Below are 22,168 nucleotides of genomic sequence, written 5' to 3'. Positions count from 1 at the left end.
CTTGATTAAACAAAATTTTAGCCCATTTATTGTTTTTGGAATGACTTTTGAAAGTCATTTCTTATCAAATATCACACTATGAAAAATGCTTTTCCTGTTTTGCTTATTATGATCTTTACAAGTTTTAATTACGCCCAGACACCAAGTTATGACGACTTATGGACTAAGGTTGACCTTTTAGAAGCCGAGGGATTACCTAAATCGGCTTTAAAAATTATTGAAACTATAAAACTGAAAGCAGAAAAAGACAATAACGATGCTCAGTTTATAAAAACCATGCTATTTAAAAGCAAGTTTGCTTTGATTTTAGAGGAAGATGCTCAACTTAATATTATAAACGATTTTAAAGCTGAAATTACTCAGCGTGAATTTCCAACTAAAAATATACTGGAAAGCCTATTAGCGAATATGTACTGGCAATATTTTAAGCAAAATCGCTATCAGCTTTACAGACGCACCAAAACCGAAGACAAGGTCGATACTACCGATTTTAGAACCTGGGATTTACAAACCTTGTTTTATGAAATTCATGTACATTTTCAGAAGTCATTGGAAAACGGATTGATGCTACAACTGGAAGATTTAAACAAATACAACGCTCTATTAACACAGCAGAAAGATTCGAAACTATTCCGTCCCACGCTATTCGATTTTTTAAATCATCTGGCACTTGACTTTTATAAAACCAATGAAACTCATATCACCAAACCTGCTTATCAGTTTGAAATCGATAACCCTGAATATTTAGCAAATGTCACGACGTTTTCCCAGTTGAACATCACGTCCAAAGATTCCACCTCACTTCAGTTACAGACTTTAAAAATTTATCAGGATCTTATTCAGTTTCACTTAAAAGATAAAACACCTCAAGCTTTAGCCGTTGTAGATATTGAACGTTTAAAATTTGTAGAACAACATGCTACGTTTCCCAATAAAACATCGACTTTATTACATTCTTTACAGTACGAAAGTGAACGCTTAAAACATCTCGACGCTTCCGGATTATATCAATTTCAAATCGCTTCTATTTATTACGAGCAAAGTCAGCAATATCAACCAAAAACAAATGAAGACAACCGCTGGAAAGCGAAAGACGCCATGGGTATTTGCAACGACATCTTGTCTAAATTCCCAAATAGTAAAGCCGCCGAACAAGCCGAAATTTTAAAAAACAACATCTTACAACCGACTTTACAAATTACCTGCGAACGGTTTGTTCCGATAAAAAAAGCTAGCCGTTTGTTGATTAATTATAAAAACATAGATAATCTAACTTTTAACATTATAAAAGTAAGCGAACACGATTTCAGAACCATTAATGTGTTATTTGATAAAGATGAAAAACAGGCCTACATAAAAAAAATAAAAACAACCAAAAGCTGGAAAAGCATCTTAAGAAATGACCAGGACTACCAAGCTCATAGCACCGAAATTATTGTTCCTGAATTAGACAACGGCCGCTATGTGATTTATGCAACCACTGCTAAAAAAGACGATTTATTCGCCTACAGCGAATTTCAAGTAACCAATCTGGCTTTGGTTGAATCTGAAAATAACGATTATAAAATCTTTCAACTTATTAACAGAAACAATGGGCAACCGATTAATAATACAACTATCGATTTTCAATTTGACAAACATGGAAGCAATAAAAACATAAAAAAACAACAAACTACAAATACTTTTGGTGAGGTATTTTTGAAAAAAGATAAGGAAACTTATTACACTATTGAGGCTAAAGCTAACTACAACAACGACATTGCCTATTTTGGAGATTATCACATTAATAGATACTACAAAAACAATACCAATCAGGACGAAGATTACAAAGCCTTTGTATTTACCGATCGCAGCATTTATCGTCCTGGGCAAACCGTATTTTTTAAAGCCATTGCCATAAATACAAATACAAATACAAATAAGCCAGGTGTTTTAGCAAACGAAAGCGTCTATGCTACGCTTTACAATACCAACCATGAAGAACTTAGCGAACTAGATTTAGTGACTAATGAATTTGGTTCGGTTTCTGGTGAATTTATTTTACCTAACAACGGACTTACCGGTGACTACTATATTGAATTTGAGGGTAATGATAAGGACTTTTATGTGGAACAGCATTTTTCGGTTGAGGAATACAAACGCCCAAAGTTTGAAACAAAATTTAATCCGATTACCGAAACATTTAAACTCAACGATTCTATTACAGCAAAAGGGGCTGCTTTGGCTTATGCCGGCAGCACCATTACCGATGCTAAAGTGGCGTATCGTGTTCATCGCACAGTTCAGTTTCCTCGATGGTATTTCTGGTATCGCCCAATGTTTTACAGCGAATCACAGGAAATCACGCACGGCGAAAGCCTCACTAACGATAAGGGAGAGTTTGAAATTACTTTTAAAGCCATCCCGGGCATCAGTGTAGACAAAACCAATCTTCCGGTTTTCCATTATGAAATCACAGCCGATGTTACCGATATTAACGGAGAAACCCGAAGCGCAACCACTATTGTTAAAGTTGGCTATCATGCCCTTCTAGCAAACATGACTTTAGATAATATACTCGATAAAAACCGAAAAGACTACAGTATTGCCATTGATACCAGAAACCTGAACGGTGAATTTACGCCGGCAAGCGGAAGCATTAAAATTTACAAATTAAAAGCACCCGACAAGGTTTTAAGAAACCGCCCTTGGGAAGCTCCAGATTATCAAGACATTTCAAAAGAAGAATTTAAAACCTTGTTTCCTAATGACGCGTATGCCAATGAACACGATGCTAATCATTGGAAAAAAGACGAACTGTTATTCGATAAATCGTTCAACACAGCCGATGCTAAAAGTTTAAGTCTTGGAAACATAAAAAAATGGCCTTCCGGACAATATCTTGTAACTCTGGAAACTACAGATAAATTTGGACAGACCGTTAAAGATGAATTAAAAACAGTTATCTACAGCGACAAAGACAAAACCATTGCCGATAACAAACTGTTTAGCATCACTACCGACAAAACCAGCTATCAACCCGGAGAAACAGCCATCATAACGTTAGCATCGGCAGTCAGCCCAGTTTATGTCACCCTTCAAATTGAAAAAAATCATGACATTGTAAAAACCGAAATCATAACCCTTGAAAACAACAAAAAAAGTATTAGCATTCCAGTTACCGAAAAAGATCTGGGTGGTTTTTCAATTAACTATAGTTTCGCTGCGTTCAATAGTTACCAGGCAAGTTCTGTAATTATTGGTGTTCCATACCCAAAACGCGATTTAAATATTGAAACCACATCCTTTAGAGATAAATTACAACCGGGCACCGATGAAAGCTGGAGTTTTAATATTAAAGGTCCGAAAGGTGATAAAGTAAGTGCCGAGCTATTAACGAGTATGTATGATGCTTCGTTAGATCAGTTTAAACCACATCAATGGACTTTCAAGCCTTTATTTCAACCTTACTATTACACGCAAAGGCACAACCAAAGTCACCAAAGTTTTGGCATCAAAAATTTTAGAATTTATAATGAAATTAACCATTTCACTTACCCAAGACAGTACTATGATCGATTAAACTGGTTTGGGTTTAGCTTTAATTTTAACAAATGGCAACACGATAATTACATCAAATCTCTTAAAAGAAATAAATTAGAATATGATAACTCTATAAAAGAGGGTATTATCACAGGAACCGTGTTTGATGAAGATGGATTAGCTATACCTGGTGTTAACATTATAATTGAAGGCACTACCAGAGGAACAGTTACTGACTTCGATGGGAATTTCAGCATAGAAGCTGAAGCTAGTAATACTCTAATATTTAACTTTATTGGATTTGTAGAACAATCTATTAGGGTTGGCAAATACAACAAATTAAAATTATACTTATTTGAAAGCAGCGAACATTTAGATGAAGTCGTTGTTGTTGGATATGGTGTTCAAAAGAAAGCTAGCTTAACAGGAGCTTTATCTATGGTTCAGGCTGAAGCATTAGATGCTGAAGAGGACCTTACAGAAGTTGCATTTGCAAAAGTACATAATGCAGAAAGTCCTGCTAAAAACTCTAAGAAAACCCCAAACTTTGATGCTATTCAAATCCGTAAAAACCTTCAAGAAACCGCCTTTTTCTTTCCAGATTTACAAACCGACAAAGACGGAAACATTAGCTTTAGCTTTACCACACCCGAAGCTTTAACCCAATGGAAACTGCAACTGCTAGCCCATACTAAAACTTTAGAGCATGCCACTAAAACACTAACAGCCGTTACGCAAAAAGAGTTAATGGTAATTCCTAATGCACCTCGTTTTTTACGTCAGGGCGACACCATTTCAATTAGTGCAAAAATTGCCAATATCACCGATGAGAACGTATCGGGTCAGGCCATATTAATACTTACCGATGCCATAACTGGAAACGACATCAATAGCTATTTAAGCAATTCTGAAAACACGAAATCTTTCACAGTAGACGCCAAAGGCAATACCAATGTATCCTGGCTATTACATATTCCGGACACAGTTGATGTCGTGCAGTATAAAATCATCGCAAAATCAGAAACCTTTAGCGATGGCGAACAAAATGCCTTGCCGGTTTTAAGTAATCGTATGTTAGTTACAGAAACCTTACCTATGTGGGTACGCAGTAACGAAACCCGTACCTTTACCTTAGATAAACTAAAAACAAATACTTCAAAAACGCTTAAAAACCATAAATTAACTTTAGAAATCACTTCTAATCCTGCGTGGTATGCCGTTCAGGCCCTTCCTTATTTAATGGAATATCCTTACGAATGTAACGAGCAAACCTTTAGCCGCTTTTATGCCAATGCACTAGCGAGCCATATTGCAAATAGCAACCCAAGAATACAAGATGTATTTAATCAATGGAAAACTCAAGATGTGTTATTGAGTAATCTTGAAAAAAATGAAGCATTAAAATCCATTTTAATTCAGGAAACCCCATGGTTGCGCGATGCTCAGAGTGAAACCGAGCAGAAAAAACGCTTGGGATTACTGTTCGACCTCAACAAAATGAATAACGAATTAGGATCGGCTATTCGCAAACTGAAACAAAACCAAATGCCCTCGGGTGCCTGGCCGTGGTTTAATGGCGGTCGAGACAGTCGTTATATTACCCAACACATCATTACCGGATTCGGACATTTAAAACAACTTGGTGTTACAACCAATCCTGATAATGACCACATGATAAAAAAGGCCATCGATTATTTAGATGCGCAATTTATTCAGGAATATAAAGACATTAGAAAATACGACTCGAAAGCCGATTTAAACAATGACCATTTAAGCTACACCCAACTACATTATTTGTACATGCGCAGCTTTTTTCCTGAAATTCAAAAATCGAAAAACGTTAAGGAAGTTATAGACTATTACCAAACACAAATTCAAAAGTACTGGTTAAATCGCTCCCTATATGCTAAAGGATTAATGGCACTAATTTCGTTCCGTTCGAATGACAAAACAACTGCTGATAAAATTTTAAAATCACTAAAAGAAAACAGTATTACCACTGACGAACTGGGCATGTATTGGAAAACCAATACCAATTCTTGGTTCTGGTATCAGGCGCCCATAGAAACCCAATCGTTATTAATTGAAGCGTTTACCGAAATTGAAAACGACACCAAAACCATAGACAATTTAAAAATATGGCTGCTTAAAAACAAACAGACTAACCGTTGGAAAACAACCAAAGCTACCACCGATGCCGTTTATGCGCTTCTTCTTCAAGGAAGTGATTGGTTGAGTGTTACCGATATGGTAGATGTGACTGTAAGTGGCAATAAAATTGAACCATCTCAATTAGAAAATCTTACCTTAGAAGCCGGAACAGGATATTACGAAACCTCGTGGGATTCCTCTGAAATCAAACCCGAAATGGCTGAAGTTACTCTTACAAAAAAAGGAAACGGTATAGCCTGGGGTGGTCTATACTGGCAATATTTTGAAGATTTAGACAAGGTTACTTCGGCTGAAACACCTCTTCAACTGAAGAAAAAATTATTCTTAAAAACCAATACCGACACTGGCGAACAACTTTCTGAAATTACTGAACATACCCATTTAAAGGTTGGAGATTTGGTGCGCGTTCGTATTGAATTGCGTAGTGACCGCACCATGGAATTTGTTCATATGAAAGATATGCGTGCTGCCGGATTAGAACCCGTAAATGTATTATCGCAATATAAATGGCAAGACGGATTAGGCTATTACGAAGCAACTAAAGATGCCTTAACCAATTTCTTTTTCGACTATCTTCCGAAAGGTGTTTACGTTTTTGAATACGACCTACGCGTAAATAACGCTGGAAATATGAGTAATGGCATTACTACCATTCAAAGCATGTATGCCCCGGAGTTTAGCAGCCATAGTAACGGCGTGAGAATACATATTAATTAGAAATAAAAAAGAGGCTTTAAAAGCCTCTTTTTTATTTTATGTTATTTACTTGGCGGCATACTTGGGCGCACCTCAATTTTACTGGGTAAGGTTCTCGGATTCAATTTAAGTAAATCCACAACAATTTCACCTAAATCTTCAATTTGAATTTTCCAGGCATCACTGTCATCTGGCGTATTACCATTAAAATAGGTCGATACCGATCCTGGCATAATAGTGCTCACTTTGATTCCATATTCCCTTAAATCCAACATCACAGATTGTGTGAATCCGGTTAATCCAAACTTGCTCGCATTGTAAGCAGACCCTTTAGCAAAGAAATTGGTTCCGGCTAAACTGGAAATCGTAATAAAATATCCTTGCGATTGCTTTAAGGCTTCTACACTTGACTTGATGGAATAAAATACCCCTGTTAAATTTGTATCGATGGTTTCCTGCCACTGCTCAACGGTTAAATCTTCAATACTTCCAAAATGTCCGATACCGGCATTAGCAACAACAACATCTATTTTGTTGAATACTTCTAAAACAGATTGAATCGCTTTCTGCTGACTTTCATAACTCCTTACATCGGCTTGAATGCCTATCGCTTTTGCGCCTTGCTTAGAATTAGAATTTAATGCATCAGCAGCTTTTTGAGCTGTTGCTAAATCTCTTCCGGTAATAGCAACATTAACGCCTTCATTTAATAGCGATTGTGCGATGCCATAACCTATGCCTTTGGTACCTCCGGTTATAAAGGCCACTTTATTTTTTAATGAACTCATAACTATTTTAATTTTATTCGATAATCGAAATTTAAATACTTCCAGAGCCGCTTCGAAATCAAATATTTGTTTCAAAACAAACTCCTAAACTTTCTCTAAAGTTGTTTCCGTAAAGCTACAAAACGAAAAATCAATTCAGGAATTTAAAATGTTATGATAATTATAAAACTATGGTTTTGGAGGAAATTCAGATAAAATTTTTATTGCCATAGCTTTTAAAAGCGTCTCGCGACTTTCGGGAGTTTCATTAGCTTTAAACGTCGTTTCACTAACCGCCTGCCAAAATAGTTGCTTTTTATTTTCATCGACAAACTCAACAGTTATTTGTCGGTTAATATTAGACTGACCAACTGGGACACCAATAGATATTCCACCACCTACGTTTCTACCCGTACCGCCCATACCTATACCGAAAGAACTTCGGCTAGGTGCTTCATATTCCTTACTGCTTACATCTATAAAAAAGTCTGGCTCTTTAGAAAGTGTATACCCTTGTTGAGATAATTGCGCATCAAGCGCATCCAAAAAACGCTTAGTATCTAACTCACTCAACCCCGTATTCATATCGGCGTAGTAATTGTAAGTTTTATATTGGTTGAAATTAACTTCTCTATCATAATCGTGAGTTACACGAACAGAGGAGCAAGAAATCAAAAAAAGTGCCATTAAAACTGAAAGTAGCGTTTTCATTATAGACTAGATTTAGACCTATAAATTTAATCAAAAAATTACTTTTCGCCTTTTCTATCCATAGATTTTGTAAGTGCTGAAGAAATAATTGCTGTTGGAATTGCAATGATGCCGAGGCCAATCATTAAAATAAAAAAGGTAAACACACGTCCGCCAATAGTTATGGGATACACATCACCATATCCTACCGTAGTCAAGGTGATGACTGCCCACCATAAACTATCAAATACAGATGAAAAATATTCTGGTTGTGCTTCGTGCTCGAAATAATAAATTCCGACAGCAGAAAAAAACATAAGAATAAGCGTAACGAATATAAACAATAAGATTTCTTCCTTCGCCGACCTTATTGCACGTGTAAAATGATGTATTGCTCTATTGTAGCGCATCAACTTTAATATTCTGAATACACTCAAAAAACGAAAAGCTCTTAAAGATCTTAAATCAACCCCAATAGATAAATAAAAAGGAAGAATAGCCAGCAAATCGACAATTCCGAAAAAGCTAAAAATAAATTTCAGTTTTCGTTTAGACAGAGAAATTCTTAAGATATACTCAATAGTAAAAACAATTACAATGAACAAATCTACCCGTCTTAAAAGCACTCTGGTGTGAGGTTCTAAATCGGGAATGGTTTCAATAGAAAAAATGATAATCGATATAAAAATTAACAGTTGAATAAACATCGCGAAGAATTTACTTCTCTTCGTGTTATTTACTTCAACCATATTTTTTATATGATGCATCACAGGCTATCCATTACTGATTCAACATTTTCCAAAGTTTGTCTTTTAGCTCCTGAATGCCTTGCTGGGCTACCGACGAAATGAACATGTAAGGTATTGGCAATTCGTTATCTAATTCTTCTTTTAATTCTGCTTTAAGTTCGTCATCCAGCATATCACATTTAGATATCGCAATAATGCGTTCCTTATCCAGCATTTCAGGATTATAACGACGTAATTCGTCTAACAGAATATCGTACTGTTTTCTAATATCTTCGGCATCGGCAGGGATTAAAAATAGTAGAATAGAGTTACGCTCGATGTGACGTAAAAAGTAATGTCCTAATCCACGACCTTCGGCTGCACCTTCAATAATTCCCGGAATATCGGCCATTACAAAAGTTTGAAAATCGCGATACTTTACAATTCCTAAATTCGGTTTTAAAGTGGTAAATTCGTAATCGGCAATTTTAGGTTTTGCTGAAGTCACAACAGAAAGTAAGGTTGATTTACCAGCATTTGGGAATCCTACCAAGCCTACATCGGCTAGTACCTTAAGCTCCATAGTTACATACTTTTCTTCTAAAGGTAATCCAGGTTGAGCATATCGCGGTGTCTGGTTGGTTGCTGTTTTAAAATGCCAGTTTCCTAACCCCCCTTTACCACCTTGAGCCAAGATTTGTTCTTGTCCTTCCTCGGTAATTTCAAACAGAATTTCATTCGTTTCTGTATCGCGAACAACTGTTCCTAATGGAACATCTACATAAACATCTTCTCCATCGGCACCAAAACTTCTACCGCTACTACCGTGTTCACCATGACCGGCACGAATATGTTTTTTAAACTTTAAATGCAAAAGGGTCCATAAGTTTGATTGACCGCGAACGATAACGTGACCGCCACGACCACCATCTCCTCCATCGGGTCCTCCTTTTGCTATATATTTTTCGCGATGTAAGTGTGCAGATCCTTTCCCCCCATTTCCCGAGCTTACATACATTTTCACGTAATCAACGAAATTTCCTTCTGTCATTGTTGTTTATTTTTGTCTTCCACAAAAGTGGATGTTCTATTAAATACTACTTTTATTTTAAAAAAACCATATCCTTAATACTTTAAAGATATGGTTTTTATTGCTTTAATTCCTTACGGATTAAGATTTTATAAATTGTCTATAACGCTGCTTAAACGCACAGTAATCTCTTCGATAGATCCTACACCATCCACACCAAAGTATTTATTTTGAGCCGAATAGTAATCTTTTAAGATCGCTGTTTTGTTATAGTATTCTGTAATTCTGTTTCTAATAATAGACTCGTCGGCATCATCAGCTCTTCCACTGGTTTCACCTCTTTTTATTAATCGCTCTACTAAAATTTCATCATCTACTTCTAAAGCAACCATAGCGCTAATCGCAGAATCTTTACTTTCCATTAACTTATCTAAGGCATCAGCCTGTGCACTTGTGCGAGGGAACCCATCAAAGATAAATCCGTTAGCATCTGTATTTTTTTCAACTTCAGCTTCAAGCATATCAATCGTTACCTGATCTGGAACTAACTCGCCTTTGTCAATGTATGATTTTGCTAACATTCCTAAAGCCGTTTCGTTTTTAATATTGTATCTAAAAACGTCACCTGTAGAAATATGCACTAACTTATATTTCTCTTTTAAAAATTCTGCCTGTGTTCCTTTACCTGCACCTGGAGGGCCAAATAGCACTAAATTTGTCATGTATTGTGTTTGTTTTATTTGATATATCTCAGGTAAGTTTCTTCCCAGTCCATCGTAATCTAAACCATAGCCTACAATAAATTTATTAGGAATCTCTATACCAACATAATGAAGTTTGAAATCTTTTTTATAAGCTTCAGGTTTGTAAAATAACGTGGCTATTTTTAACGATTTTACATTTTCATTTTTGAAAATGCGGTGTACTTCTGCCAGCGTATTACCGGTATCGATAATATCTTCCAGAATAACCACCGTACGTCCAGATAAATCTTGTGTTAAGCCAATAAGTCTTTGAATGTCTTCTGTAGACTTTACACCTTCATAAGAGGCTAACTTAATAAACGTTACTTCACATGGTTTTTGATATTTCTTTACAAAATCGCTTACTACCATAAACGATCCATTTAAAATACCTACAAACACAGGAATTTCATCTCCAATATCTTTTGCTATCTCGCTCGCCATTCGCGTCATAGCCCGATCTATTTCTTCGGCAGAAATAAACGGTTTAAAAAATTTGTCGTGTAGCTTTACCACTGAAACTTATTTTTAATAAAGGTGCAAAGATAATCAATAGATTAAGGAATCACCATTTTTTGATTTATGATTTAGATACTAATTAATATTTAAGTGTATTTTTGCATCATATTTTGTCGGTTAGACAATTTAATTTCATTTTTAAAGATAAACAATGAACTATTTTTCTTCAAATTTTAAATTAGGTATTCTTGGTGGCGGTCAATTAGGTAAAATGTTGCTTAACGATACCAGAAAGTTTGACATATACACTTGTGTGTTAGACGCAAGTAACGAAGCGCCTTGTAAAATTGCAAGTAACGAATTTCATTTAGGTGATTTAATGGATTATGATGCTGTTTACAATTTTGGTAAACAGGTGGATGTATTAACTTTTGAAATTGAAAACGTAAATGTTGATGCTTTAGAAGCGCTTGAAAAAGAAGGAGTAAAAGTATATCCTGCATCACAAACCTTGCGTACCATTCAAAATAAAGCGAGACAAAAATTGTTTTACCGAGACAACAATTTACCTACATCTCCTTTCACCCGTTTTGCTTATACTTCTGAAGTTAAAGAAGCTATCGAGCACGGTAGTTTAACAATTCCTTTCGTTTGGAAATCGGCACAGTTTGGTTACGACGGACAAGGCGTTAAAATTGTAAAATCCGTTTCCGATTTAGAAGGTTTACCAAATGTAGAATGTATTGCTGAAGAATTAGTACCATTTAAAAATGAGTTGGCTGTAATCGTAGCCCGCACACCATCAGGTGAGAGCAAAAATTTCCCAGTGGTTGAAATGGAATTCCACCCGGAAGCTAACCAGGTTGAATACGTAATTTGCCCGGCTAGAATTCCGGAAGACGTTGCACAAAAAGCAATTGACGTCGCTTTAAAAACTTCGGAAGCCTTTAACCATGTTGGTTTATTAGCTGTTGAAATGTTCCAGACGCAAAACGACGAAATTTTAATTAACGAAGTTGCCCCACGACCTCACAACTCTGGTCACCAATCTATCGAAGCGAGTTATACATCGCAATTCGAACAGCACTTAAGAGCTATTTTAAATTTACCTCTTGGACGTACCGACAGTAAAGTTGGTGGCGTAATGGTAAACTTAGTGGGCTCTGAAGGTTACAGCGGCAATGTGGTTTACGAAAACATCTCAAACATTATGGGTCTTGATGGTGTTACACCTCATATCTATGGTAAAAAACAAACGCGTCCGTTTAGAAAAATGGGACATGTTACCATTGTAGACCAAGACATCAATATGGCTAGAAAAATTGCCGAAGAAGTAAAATCGACCATAAAAGTGATTAGCGAATAAAAGCTGATTCAATAAAAGCAAAAAACACAAAAACAATTATAGATGAATAAAGTAGGAATCATCATGGGAAGCAAAAGCGATTTGCCTGTAATGCAAGACGCTATAGACATTTTAAAAGATTTCAATATTGAAGTTGAAGTAGATATCGTGTCTGCTCACAGAACTCCTGAAAAATTATTCGATTATGGTAAAAATGCACATACGCGTGGTATTGGCGTTATTATAGCTGGTGCCGGTGGTGCTGCGCATTTACCTGGTATGATTGCCTCATTATCACCACTGCCTGTTATTGGTGTTCCTGTAAAAAGCAGCAACTCTATAGATGGTTGGGATTCTGTATTATCCATTCTACAAATGCCTGGAGGTGTCCCTGTAGCAACTGTAGCTTTAAACGGTGCAAAGAATGCGGGAATCTTAGCTGCACAAATTATTGGCTCTGCAGACGAAGTCGTTTTAAACAAAATAATTGACTACAAAGAAAGCTTAAAGCAAAAGGTATACGAGTCGGCTAAAGGATTATAAATCAAAAAACCCCGAAGTGATTCGGGGTTTAGTGCTATTAAGAATAATTCATTTGAGTTAGTCACTCTTTCAATTGAACTGCGTCAAATCTACAAAAAATATACTATGTATGCATAATATATTTTTTGTTTTAACATATTTATTACCAAAATGATAAACATCTTATTAAAAAAATTTCAAACTCCTTTTAATACTGCGCCATTTTCACAAATTAATAATAGTGATTTTCTGCCTGCTATAAAACAAGGTATTGAAGACGCTAAAGCTGAAATTGACGCTATTACCAACAATCCGGAAGCTCCAACTTTTCAAAATACGATTGAAGCTTTAGATTTTTCTGGTGAACAATTAGATCGCGTATCGAGCATATTTTTCAATTTGAATTCAGCTGAGACTAACGATGAAATTCAAAAAATAGCACAAGAGGTATCTCCTCTCTTATCTGAATTCAGTAACGATATCACCTTAAACGAAGCACTTTTTAAACGCGTTAAAACCGTTTACGATGCTAAAGATTCGTTAGATTTAACTACCGAACAAGCCACTCTTTTAGATAAAAAATATAAAAGCTTTTCAAGAAACGGAGCAAACCTAGCGGAAGATAAAAAACAACAACTTCGTGAGATTGACAAAGAATTAAGTAAGCTGAAATTAAAATTCGGTGAGAACGTTTTAGCTGAAACCAATAAATACGAACTTCACATTACAAATGAAGATGATTTAGCTGGTTTACCGGAAGGCGCTATAGAAGCTGCTGCCCAATTAGCAGAAAACAAAGGCAAAGACGGTTGGTTAATTACTTTAGATTACCCAAGCTATATTCCGTTTATGACCTATGTCGATAATCGTGAATTACGCAAAACTTTAGCGATTGCGTTTGGTGCAAAATCGTTCCAGAATGATGAGTTAGACAATCAGGAAATTGTTTTAAACATCGTAAAATTGCGTCACCAGCGCGCGAATCTTTTAGGATATAAAACTCATGCCGATTTCGTTCTCGAAGAACGTATGGCTAAAAATCCGAAAACTGTTCAAACCTTCTTAAACGATATTCTTGAAAAAGCTAAACCTGCTGCTCAAAAAGAGTTCAAAAACCTTGAACAATTCGCCAAAGATTTAGACGGTATTGATCAGCTTCAAAAGTGGGATTCGGCATATTATTCAGAAAAATTGAAACAGAAATTATTCAATTTAGATGATGAAAAACTAAAACCTTATTTCAAACTAGAAAATGTTATTAACGGAGCATTTACTGTTGCCGAAAAACTTTTCGGTTTACAATTTGAAGAAATAAATACCATCGACAAATATCACGACGATGTATTAACTTATAAAGTTACTAACATCAACGGTGATTACATTTCCATTCTTTACGCCGACTTTTTCCCAAGACCTGGAAAGCGTAACGGTGCCTGGATGACCTCTTATAAACCACAATATGTAAAAGATGGCGAAAACAGCCGTCCGCATATTTCTATCGTTTGTAATTTCACGAAACCAACCAAGAGCAAACCGTCGTTATTAACCTTTAACGAGGTGACTACTTTTTTCCACGAATTCGGTCATGCGCTACATGGTATGTTGGCTAACACCACCTACCCTAGCCTTTCCGGAACCAGCGTATTTTGGGATTTTGTAGAATTGCCAAGTCAGGTTATGGAAAACTGGTGTTACGAAAAAGAAGCTTTAGAACTGTTCGCTACACACTACGAAACCGGTGAAGTAATTCCTATGGAATTGGTTGAAAAAATTAAAGAATCGGCAACCTTCCATGAAGGCATGCAAACCTTACGTCAGTTGAGTTTTGGTTTATTAGATATGAGCTGGCACGGTGGCGATTCTCCAGAAAACATCACTTCGGTGAAAGATTTCGAAACTCAAGCTTTCGAAAACACCAAACTATATCCTGATGTTCCCGAAAACTGCATGAGCACATCGTTCTCTCACATTTTTCAAGGCGGATACAGCTCGGGATATTACAGTTACAAATGGGCTGAAGTTTTAGATGCCGATGCTTTCGAGTACTTTAAAGAAGAAGGCATTTTTAATCCTGAAGTCGCCAAGAAATTTAAAGACCATGTATTGTCGCAAGGTGGTACCGAAGATCCAATGATCTTATACAAACGCTTCCGCGGAAAAGAACCGCAGCCAGAAGCTTTATTAAGACGTGCAGGATTAATAAAAAATTAGAACAAATGAAAAGCCGATTGTAATACATCGGCTTTTTTATTCTATTTTTGAAAGGTATCTATAAACAGCCTAACCAATGTCTAACCACGAAATTAATCCGAATAGGTGGATCGATTTATATTCCGATTATCTCTATAATTACACTATTTCTCGTGTTAACGACAGAGAAATAGCTCAGGACTTAGTTCAAGACACATTTTTTGCCGGGTTAAAATCAATGAAAAACTTTAAAGGTGAATCTAGCGAGCGCACGTGGCTGATTTCTATTTTAAAACGTAAAATCATTGATTATTACCGTAAGATTAATTCTAATAAAGGACAGGCCGAAGTACGTGTAAACTTCAATACTGATGAAGACGAAGGCGACTGGCTGGAAGAACGTGTGGCAGATCCGTTCGACAAAACAGCCGAAGATGCTATGGAAAACACCGAACTTGGAGATGCTATTTATAATTGCTTGGGTAAACTTCCTGAAAAACAAGCCCAGGTGTTTAGAATGAAAACTATTGAGGGACAAGACACTGAAATTATTTGTAATGAACTCAATATCACTGCGTCTAACCTTTGGGTTATTATTCACAGAGCACGTACGGCAATGGCTGAATGTTTAAAAGAAAACTGGTTTTAATTATGAGTGATAAAAATAACATTACAACACCTTGTAATAAAGCAAATCATGTTTGCGATAAGGCGCAATACAAAGAAGCTTCCCTTTGGGAACAATTAAGATTAAATATTCACTTAATGTTATGCCCCTGTTGCAGAGACTACACGAAAAACAATAAAAAACTTACGGAAGCTATAAAATCTTCTAACCTTAAATGTATGGACAAACAGTGTAAAGAAGCACTGAAAGCTAAATTTGAAAAAGCTTTAAAAGAGCAGGAAATCAGTTAAAAATCAACAATAATAACAACCATAAAATCGGTAATCCTTCAACCCAAAACGAAGAATAATACTGCCCCTGTTTAACCTCGGCATGCTTCACGAAATATAAGGTTACAGCACTTATTAAGAACATAACGAGCAAACTCCCTGAAACCATATTATCCTTAAAAAATTCTAAAGCGTAAAAAATACCCAATAATACCATACCCATAACTTTGGTTTGCTGCACCCCCATTTTCTGAGGAATGGTTGCCAGTCTCAGACTATCATAACTCAGGTCTCGAATTTCAAAAGGCAACATAATTACAATAATGAAAATCAAGCGTTGAATGGCAGTTAAAATCACATCTGCATCAATGCTATAATGACTATTAATCACAGGTAAAAACACAGTAACCCCAGACCATACTAACGCAATTAAGTAGACCTTCAAACCTCCTATATTCCTTAAATTTTGTTTACTATCCAGATAAAATCGCTTAGGCAAAAACGGAATCGCATAAAAGAACGTAACAACCCCACAACCGACAATAAACAAAAGGGTTTCCAACTTCAGTTTCATTAGGTAATAACACATGAAAACAAAACAGAAAAACGACAGGATTTGTATAGCTTTCAACCAACTGGATAAACTACGATGATGAAACTTAGCAATACCAAAATACTTCACAAAATTATAGCCCGTAACCGAGGCAAAAAATACAAATGTGAGTAGATATTTATCAAAAGATATATGAAATTCCAACAACGTAATCCATGTTAAAGCTACCACCGCAAAGGCTACATGCAAACTACTATTGATATAAAAATTCAGGAGCTGTTTAAAAATTTTCATAACACAAATGTAAACAAAGTGTTAAAGTTAATAGCCTGTGAATAAAATCCCCCCCTTTTAGACAAGAAAACACACTTAATATTATGTACTTTTGCGGAATATTTAACAAAATTCAATTTTAATGAATACAAACGCTTTCGCATTGCGTCACATTGGACCTAGAGAAGAGGAACAAAACCAAATGTTACAAACTATTGGTGTAGACTCTTTAGACCAGTTGATTTACGAAACTTTACCTGATGATATTAAGTTAAAAAATGATTTAGACTTAGATGAACCAATGTCTGAATATGAGTATGCTGCTCATATCATGGAATTAGGTAAAAAGAACAAAGTTTTCAAATCGTATATCGGTTTAGGGTACCACCCTACTATCGTTCCTGCTGCAATTCAAAGAAACATCTTTGAAAATCCAGGATGGTACACGGCTTACACGCCATACCAGGCTGAGATTGCTCAAGGACGTTTAGAGGCTATCTTAAACTTCCAAACTGTAGTTACAGAACTTTCAGGAATGGAAATTGCAAATGCTTCGTTACTTGACGAAGGAACTGCAGCTGCAGAAGCTATGTCATTATTGTTCGATGTTAGAACACGTGATCAAAAGAAAAATAACGTGAATAAATTCTTCGTTTCTGAAGAAATTTTACCCCAAACTCTATCTATATTACAAACACGCTCTACTCCAGTTGGAATTGAATTGGTTGTTGGAAACCACGAAACTTTCGATTTCTCTTACGAATTCTTTGGAGCTATCCTTCAATATCCTGGTAAATACGGACAAGTAAACGACTATAGTGCCTTTATGGCTAAAGCTGCAGAAAACGACATTAAAGTAGCTGTTGCGGCTGATATTTTATCGTTAGCTACGTTAACGTCTCCAGGAGAAATGGGAGCTGCTGTTGTTGTTGGTACTACACAACGTTTTGGTGTACCAATGGGTTACGGAGGTCCTCACGCTGCTTACTTTGCTACTAAAGAAGAATACAAACGTTCAATGCCAGGTCGTATCATCGGTGTTTCTATCGATGCTAATGGAAACCGTGCATTACGTATGGCTTTAGGAACTCGTGAGCAACACATCAAACGTGAAAAAGCAACTTCAAACATCTGTACTGCTCAAGTATTATTAGCAGTTATGGCTGGTATGTATGCTGTTTACCACGGTCCAAAAGGATTACAATACATCGCAAACAAAGTTCACGCTTCGGCTGTAACAACTGCTGATGCTTTAAATAAATTAGGTGTTTTCCAAACGAACACTGCATATTTTGATACAATTTTAGTAAAAGCTGACGCTCAAAAAGTAAAAGCTGTTGCTGAAAGAAACGAAGTTAACTTCTTCTATGTAAATGCAGAAACTATTTCTATCTCATTCAACGAAACAACTTCTATCAACGATATCAACCAAATCATCGCGATTTTTGCTGAAGCTATAGGTAAAGAGGCTTTCACAGTTGCTGAATTATCAACGGCTAGTCAATTACCTGCTTCTTTAGAAAGAACCTCTTCTTTCTTAACGCACGATGTATTCAATAACCATCACTCTGAAAGCCAGTTGATGCGTTACATCAAAAAATTAGAGCGTAAAGATTTATCATTAAACCATTCTATGATTTCTTTAGGTTCTTGTACAATGAAGTTAAATGCTGCTTCTGAAATGTTGCCATTATCAATGCCAAACTGGAACAGCATTCACCCATTCGCTCCAGTTGAGCAAGCAGAAGGATACATCACCATGCTTAAAAAATTAGAGCAACAATTAAACGTAATCACTGGATTTGCTGGTACAACGTTACAACCAAACTCAGGAGCTCAAGGAGAGTATGCTGGTTTAATGGCAATCCGTGCTTACCATATGTCACGTGGTGAAGGACACCGTAACGTATGTTTAATTCCATCTTCAGCTCACGGAACAAATCCTGCTTCTGCTGCTATGGCTGGAATGAAGATTATCGTTACTAAAACAACTCCAGAAGGAAACATCGATGTGGAGGATTTGAGAGCAAAAGCTATCGAGCACAAAGATGACTTATCTTGTTTAATGGTAACGTATCCTTCAACTCACGGAGTTTACGAATCATCTATCATTGAAATCACGCAATTAATCCACGATAACGGAGGATTAGTATATATGGATGGTGCTAACATGAATGCTCAGGTAGGTTTAACAAACCCTGCAACAATTGGAGCCGACGTTTGTCACTTAAACTTACATAAAACATTCGCCATCCCTCACGGTGGTGGTGGACCTGGTGTTGGACCAATCTGTGTGAACGAAAAATTAGTTCCATTCTTACCAACTAACCCAATCTTAAACGTTGGTGGTGATCAGGCAATTACTGCTATTTCATCTGCGCCTTATGGATCTGCTTTAGTATGCTTAATTTCTTATGGCTATATCACTATGATGGGTGCTAAAGGATTGAAAAGTGCTACTGAAAACGCTATCTTGAATGCGAACTATATGAAAGCTCGTTTTGAAGGACACTACCCGATTCTTTATACTGGAGAATGTGGAAGAGCTGCACACGAAATGATTGTTGACTGTCGTGCATTCAAAGAAAAAGGCATTGAAGTTGGAGATATCGCTAAGCGTTTAATGGACTACGGTTTCCATGCGCCAACAGTATCTTTCCCAGTTGCTGGAACTTTAATGATTGAACCTACTGAATCTGAAGATTTAGCGGAGTTAGACCGTTTCTGTGATGCCATGATTTCAATCAGAAAAGAAATCGAAGCTGCTACTGCAGAAGATAAAAACAACGTATTAAAAAATGCTCCTCATACATTAGCCATGTTGACAGCTGATACTTGGGACTTACCATACACTCGAGAAACCGCAGCTTATCCACTAGATTATATCGCTGATAATAAATTCTGGCCAAGTGTTAGACGTGTAGACGATGCCTTTGGAGATAGAAATTTAGTGTGTTCTTGTGCGCCTATTGAAGCTTACATTGAAGCTTAAAACAGGCGTTGAACATCGTAAAATAGTTCAATAATAAAATTGCCTTTTATTTAAAGCTAGTATATTCGTATACAGCTAAAAATAAAAGGCAATTTCTTTTTATGAATATAAAAATTACAGGATCAGGCAGCTACATCCCTGATACTATAGAAAAAAACGATGCATTCCACCAGCATCAATTTCTTAACACAGACGGATCGGTTATCAACCATCCCAATGAACTGATTATCGAAAAGTTTAAAGCCATAACAGGTATTGCTGAACGTCGTTATGCCAAACCTCATTTAAACTCTTCAGATTTAGGTTTTTTTGCTGCCGAATGTGCCATTGCTGATGCAAAGATAGACCCTGAAACTTTAGATTATATCATAGTAGCTCACAACTTTGGTGATGTAAAACACAGCACCATACAAAGTGATGTACTACCTTCTCTGGCTGCCCGTATTAAACATAGTTTACGAATTAAAAACCCAAAATGCATCGCTTACGATATTCTTTTTGGATGTCCTGGTTGGATAGAAGGTGTTATTCAAGCGCAAGCGTTCATAAAAGCCGGTATGGCGAAACGCTGTTTGGTGATCGGATCGGAAACCTTATCGCGTGTTGTGGATAAACACGATCGAGATTCCATGATTTTTTCTGATGGTGCCGGAGCAACAATTATTGAAGCAACCAATGACGAAGGTGGTATTTTAGCCCATGAAACAGCAAGCTTCACTTATGATGAGGCCTACTTCCTCTACTTTGGAAATTCAAACAATCAAGCCTTAGATAAAGACACCCGTTACATTAAAATGGATGGTCGTAAAATTTACGAATTCGCCCTGACTAATGTTCCTAAAGCTATGCAAAGCTGTCTAGATGCCAGTGGTGTCGACATTAAAGACGTTAAGAAAATTTTTATCCATCAAGCCAATGAAAAAATGGATGAGGCGATTTTAAAACGCTTTTATCGATTATATCGTACCGAAATTCCGGAACATATTATGCCTATGAGTATACAAACTTTAGGTAATAGTTCAGTGGCTACGGTTCCTACACTTTTCGATTTGGTTAAGAATAATAAATTGGAAAACCATAGCCTTAACAAAGGTGATGTTATTATATTTGCAAGTGTTGGTGCAGGAATGCACATTAATGCTATTGTTTACAAATATTAATATCGCCGCTAAAGCGAAAATGCCCAAATGTACGAAAACACATTTCCTAACAAACGCTTTAAACATACACTTGAATTTCTAAGAAAACATGTATCACCCTCTGAAACTATTCTAGATTTAGGGGTTGTTAATCCGTTTTCTGAAATTATGTTACAACAAGGTTACACTGTTGAAAACACTAAAGGTGAAGATTTAGATATCGATACCTCAACCATTCAAAATTCTTCTGCAGATGTCGTGACCGCTTTCGAAATTTTCGAGCATCTCTTATCCCCGTTTACGGTTTTAAAATCTATTCAAACGGATAAATTAGTGGCTAGCGTTCCGCTTAAATTATGGTTTTCTTCAGCATATAGAAGTAAAACCGATATGCTGGACAGACATTACCATGAATTTGAAGACTGGCAATTCGACTGGTTACTGGAAAAAGCCGGTTGGAAAATTTTAGACCGTAAAAAATGGACAAATCCAACTAAAAAATTAGGTATCCGTCCAATTTTACGCTGGTTTACCCCTCGATATTATATTGTTTACGCTGAAAGAGTTTAACTTTGAAACTTAAAACTTCAATTTTGAATTTCTACATCATCATACCGGCTCATAACGAAGAAGATTCTATTGGTCTTACGTTAGAATCGTTAACGAAACAAACCTTACTACCAAAACGTCTTGTAATTGTTAATGATAATTCTACCGACAATACCCAGACTATCGTTGAATCTTATATTTCAAAACACAATTGGATTCAGCTAGTAAATTCAAAATCCTCAGACAAACATTTACCAGGTTCTAAAATCATCAGTGCTTTTTATAAAGGTTATGAGGTTTTAGATGATGATTACGACATCATTTGTAAGTTCGATGCCGACCTGATTTTTCCCGAAAACTATTTAGAACAAATTGCCAATCATTTTAAAAACAACCCAAAACTGGGTATGGCAGCCGGATTCTGTTATATTGAAAAAAATAGCGATTGGGTTTTAGAAAACTTAACCAACAAAGACCATATTCGTGGGGCTTTAAAAGCTTATACTAAAGATTGTTTTTTACAAATCGGCAAATTAAAACCTTCAATGGGTTGGGATACGGTTGATGAACTTTTGGCTAAATATTATGGTTGGTCTATTTTAACCGACGAATCACTACATGTTAAACATTTAAAACCTACCGGAATCAGCTACAATAAAGCCTCGAAATACTTACAAGGTGAAGCCATGTACAAAATGCGTTACGGTTTTACCATTACCTTAATTTCGGCGTTAAAATTAGCTTATAAAAAGAAAAGTGTTTCTTTATTCAAAGATTATATGGCGGGTTATTTTAAAGCCAAAAGAAATAAGATAGAACCATTAGTTTCCGTTGAAGAAGGTCAGTTTATTCGCAATTTACGTTGGAAAGGCATGCTGAATAAATTCAGTTCGAATTAAAT

16 protein-coding genes are annotated in these 22,168 nt (G+C 36.2%); 10 read left to right on the top strand and 6 right to left on the bottom strand.

Translation table 11 applies throughout. The features are described from left to right. Nucleotides 1–78: 78 nt before the first annotated feature. A complete protein-coding gene (locus ICJ84_RS02495) occupies nucleotides 79–6,411 on the top strand; it encodes an alpha-2-macroglobulin family protein (RefSeq protein ID WP_188214778.1) in 6,333 nt (2,110 codons plus the stop codon). 41 nt (nucleotides 6,412–6,452) lie between these two features. Here the strand turns inward: ICJ84_RS02495 and ICJ84_RS02490 are convergent, their stop codons facing one another. From ICJ84_RS02490 to ICJ84_RS02470, 5 genes are all read right to left on the bottom strand, one after another. Continuing rightward, entirely contained in the window at nucleotides 6,453–7,178 is a 726-nt protein-coding gene (locus ICJ84_RS02490) for an SDR family oxidoreductase (protein WP_188214777.1), read from the bottom strand. A 168-nt stretch (nucleotides 7,179–7,346) separates the two neighbouring features. Further along, nucleotides 7,347–7,868 (bottom strand): DUF4136 domain-containing protein, encoded by a 522-nt coding sequence (locus ICJ84_RS02485; protein WP_188214776.1) that lies wholly within the window; start codon nucleotides 7,866–7,868, stop codon nucleotides 7,347–7,349. 38 nt (nucleotides 7,869–7,906) lie between these two features. Then, nucleotides 7,907–8,554 (bottom strand): ion transporter, encoded by a 648-nt coding sequence (locus ICJ84_RS02480; RefSeq protein ID WP_241748669.1) that lies wholly within the window; start codon nucleotides 8,552–8,554, stop codon nucleotides 7,907–7,909. Between the two features lie 73 nt (nucleotides 8,555–8,627). Continuing rightward, entirely contained in the window at nucleotides 8,628–9,626 is a 999-nt protein-coding gene (obgE, locus tag ICJ84_RS02475) for a GTPase ObgE (RefSeq protein WP_188214774.1), read from the bottom strand. A 128-nt stretch (nucleotides 9,627–9,754) separates the two neighbouring features. Then, nucleotides 9,755–10,864, bottom strand: coding sequence for an adenylate kinase (locus ICJ84_RS02470; RefSeq protein WP_188214773.1), 1,110 nt, complete (start codon nucleotides 10,862–10,864; stop codon nucleotides 9,755–9,757). A 154-nt stretch (nucleotides 10,865–11,018) separates the two neighbouring features. On the opposite strand from ICJ84_RS02470, the gene ICJ84_RS02465 reads away from it, so the two are divergent. The 5 genes from ICJ84_RS02465 to ICJ84_RS02445 all read left to right on the top strand — a co-directional run bounded on the left by ICJ84_RS02465 (nucleotide 11,019) and on the right by ICJ84_RS02445 (nucleotide 15,782). Next, nucleotides 11,019–12,173, top strand: a complete 1,155-nt coding sequence (locus tag ICJ84_RS02465) for a 5-(carboxyamino)imidazole ribonucleotide synthase (RefSeq protein WP_188214772.1) — start codon at nucleotides 11,019–11,021, stop codon at nucleotides 12,171–12,173. Between the two features lie 42 nt (nucleotides 12,174–12,215). Then, on the top strand, nucleotides 12,216–12,695 hold the full coding sequence (gene purE / locus ICJ84_RS02460) for a 5-(carboxyamino)imidazole ribonucleotide mutase (protein WP_188214771.1): 480 nt from the start codon (nucleotides 12,216–12,218) through the stop codon (nucleotides 12,693–12,695). A 150-nt stretch (nucleotides 12,696–12,845) separates the two neighbouring features. Then, the gene (locus ICJ84_RS02455) at nucleotides 12,846–14,885 is read left to right on the top strand and encodes a M3 family metallopeptidase (protein WP_194408525.1); all 2,040 of its coding nucleotides are present in this window, start codon (nucleotides 12,846–12,848) and stop codon (nucleotides 14,883–14,885) included. Between the two features lie 76 nt (nucleotides 14,886–14,961). Next, a complete protein-coding gene (locus tag ICJ84_RS02450; RefSeq protein ID WP_188214770.1) occupies nucleotides 14,962–15,513 on the top strand; it encodes a sigma-70 family RNA polymerase sigma factor in 552 nt (183 codons plus the stop codon). A gap of 2 nt (nucleotides 15,514–15,515) precedes the next feature. Then, on the top strand, nucleotides 15,516–15,782 hold the full coding sequence (locus ICJ84_RS02445) for a hypothetical protein (RefSeq protein WP_241748668.1): 267 nt from the start codon (nucleotides 15,516–15,518) through the stop codon (nucleotides 15,780–15,782). Here ICJ84_RS02445 and ICJ84_RS02440 read toward each other — a convergent pair. After that, on the bottom strand, nucleotides 15,775–16,608 hold the full coding sequence (locus ICJ84_RS02440) for a UbiA prenyltransferase family protein (protein ID WP_188214768.1): 834 nt from the start codon (nucleotides 16,606–16,608) through the stop codon (nucleotides 15,775–15,777). The genes ICJ84_RS02445 and ICJ84_RS02440 overlap by 8 nt on opposite strands. Before the next feature lie 121 nt (nucleotides 16,609–16,729). Here ICJ84_RS02440 and gcvP point away from each other — a divergent pair, with 121 nt between their 5' ends. From gcvP to ICJ84_RS02420, 4 genes are all read left to right on the top strand, one after another. Beyond that, nucleotides 16,730–19,579 (top strand): aminomethyl-transferring glycine dehydrogenase, encoded by a 2,850-nt coding sequence (gene gcvP / locus ICJ84_RS02435; protein ID WP_188214767.1) that lies wholly within the window; start codon nucleotides 16,730–16,732, stop codon nucleotides 19,577–19,579. Between the two features lie 101 nt (nucleotides 19,580–19,680). After that, on the top strand, nucleotides 19,681–20,739 hold the full coding sequence (locus tag ICJ84_RS02430) for a 3-oxoacyl-ACP synthase III family protein (protein WP_188214766.1): 1,059 nt from the start codon (nucleotides 19,681–19,683) through the stop codon (nucleotides 20,737–20,739). 27 nt (nucleotides 20,740–20,766) lie between these two features. Further along, the gene (locus ICJ84_RS02425) at nucleotides 20,767–21,288 is read left to right on the top strand and encodes a methyltransferase domain-containing protein (RefSeq protein WP_188214765.1); all 522 of its coding nucleotides are present in this window, start codon (nucleotides 20,767–20,769) and stop codon (nucleotides 21,286–21,288) included. Nucleotides 21,289–21,311: 23 nt separating this feature from the next. Beyond that, nucleotides 21,312–22,166 (top strand): glycosyltransferase family 2 protein, encoded by an 855-nt coding sequence (locus tag ICJ84_RS02420; protein ID WP_188214764.1) that lies wholly within the window; start codon nucleotides 21,312–21,314, stop codon nucleotides 22,164–22,166. The last annotated feature ends 2 nt before the right edge of the window (nucleotides 22,167–22,168 follow it).

It is taken from the genome of Aestuariibaculum suncheonense, from assembly GCF_014596935.1.
GTDB classification, from domain to species: domain Bacteria; phylum Bacteroidota; class Bacteroidia; order Flavobacteriales; family Flavobacteriaceae; genus Aestuariibaculum; species Aestuariibaculum suncheonense.
This window is presented reverse-complemented; position numbering and strand designations above follow the sequence as displayed.

Coding starts and splice junctions, on each gene's coding strand:
- gcvP (WP_188214767.1), top strand. CDS start 16,730: ATGAATACAAACGCTTTCGCATTGCGTCACATTGGACCTAGAGAAGAG.
- ICJ84_RS02485 (WP_188214776.1), bottom strand. CDS start 7,868: ATGAAAACGCTACTTTCAGTTTTAATGGCACTTTTTTTGATTTCTTGC.
- ICJ84_RS02455 (WP_194408525.1), top strand. CDS start 12,846: ATGATAAACATCTTATTAAAAAAATTTCAAACTCCTTTTAATACTGCG.
- ICJ84_RS02425 (WP_188214765.1), top strand. CDS start 20,767: ATGTACGAAAACACATTTCCTAACAAACGCTTTAAACATACACTTGAA.
- ICJ84_RS02445 (WP_241748668.1), top strand. CDS start 15,516: ATGAGTGATAAAAATAACATTACAACACCTTGTAATAAAGCAAATCAT.
- ICJ84_RS02495 (WP_188214778.1), top strand. CDS start 79: ATGAAAAATGCTTTTCCTGTTTTGCTTATTATGATCTTTACAAGTTTT.
- ICJ84_RS02490 (WP_188214777.1), bottom strand. CDS start 7,178: ATGAGTTCATTAAAAAATAAAGTGGCCTTTATAACCGGAGGTACCAAA.
- ICJ84_RS02480 (WP_241748669.1), bottom strand. CDS start 8,554: ATGTTTATTCAACTGTTAATTTTTATATCGATTATCATTTTTTCTATT.
- ICJ84_RS02465 (WP_188214772.1), top strand. CDS start 11,019: ATGAACTATTTTTCTTCAAATTTTAAATTAGGTATTCTTGGTGGCGGT.
- ICJ84_RS02450 (WP_188214770.1), top strand. CDS start 14,962: ATGTCTAACCACGAAATTAATCCGAATAGGTGGATCGATTTATATTCC.
- ICJ84_RS02430 (WP_188214766.1), top strand. CDS start 19,681: ATGAATATAAAAATTACAGGATCAGGCAGCTACATCCCTGATACTATA.
- ICJ84_RS02440 (WP_188214768.1), bottom strand. CDS start 16,608: ATGAAAATTTTTAAACAGCTCCTGAATTTTTATATCAATAGTAGTTTG.
- obgE (WP_188214774.1), bottom strand. CDS start 9,626: ATGACAGAAGGAAATTTCGTTGATTACGTGAAAATGTATGTAAGCTCG.
- purE (WP_188214771.1), top strand. CDS start 12,216: ATGAATAAAGTAGGAATCATCATGGGAAGCAAAAGCGATTTGCCTGTA.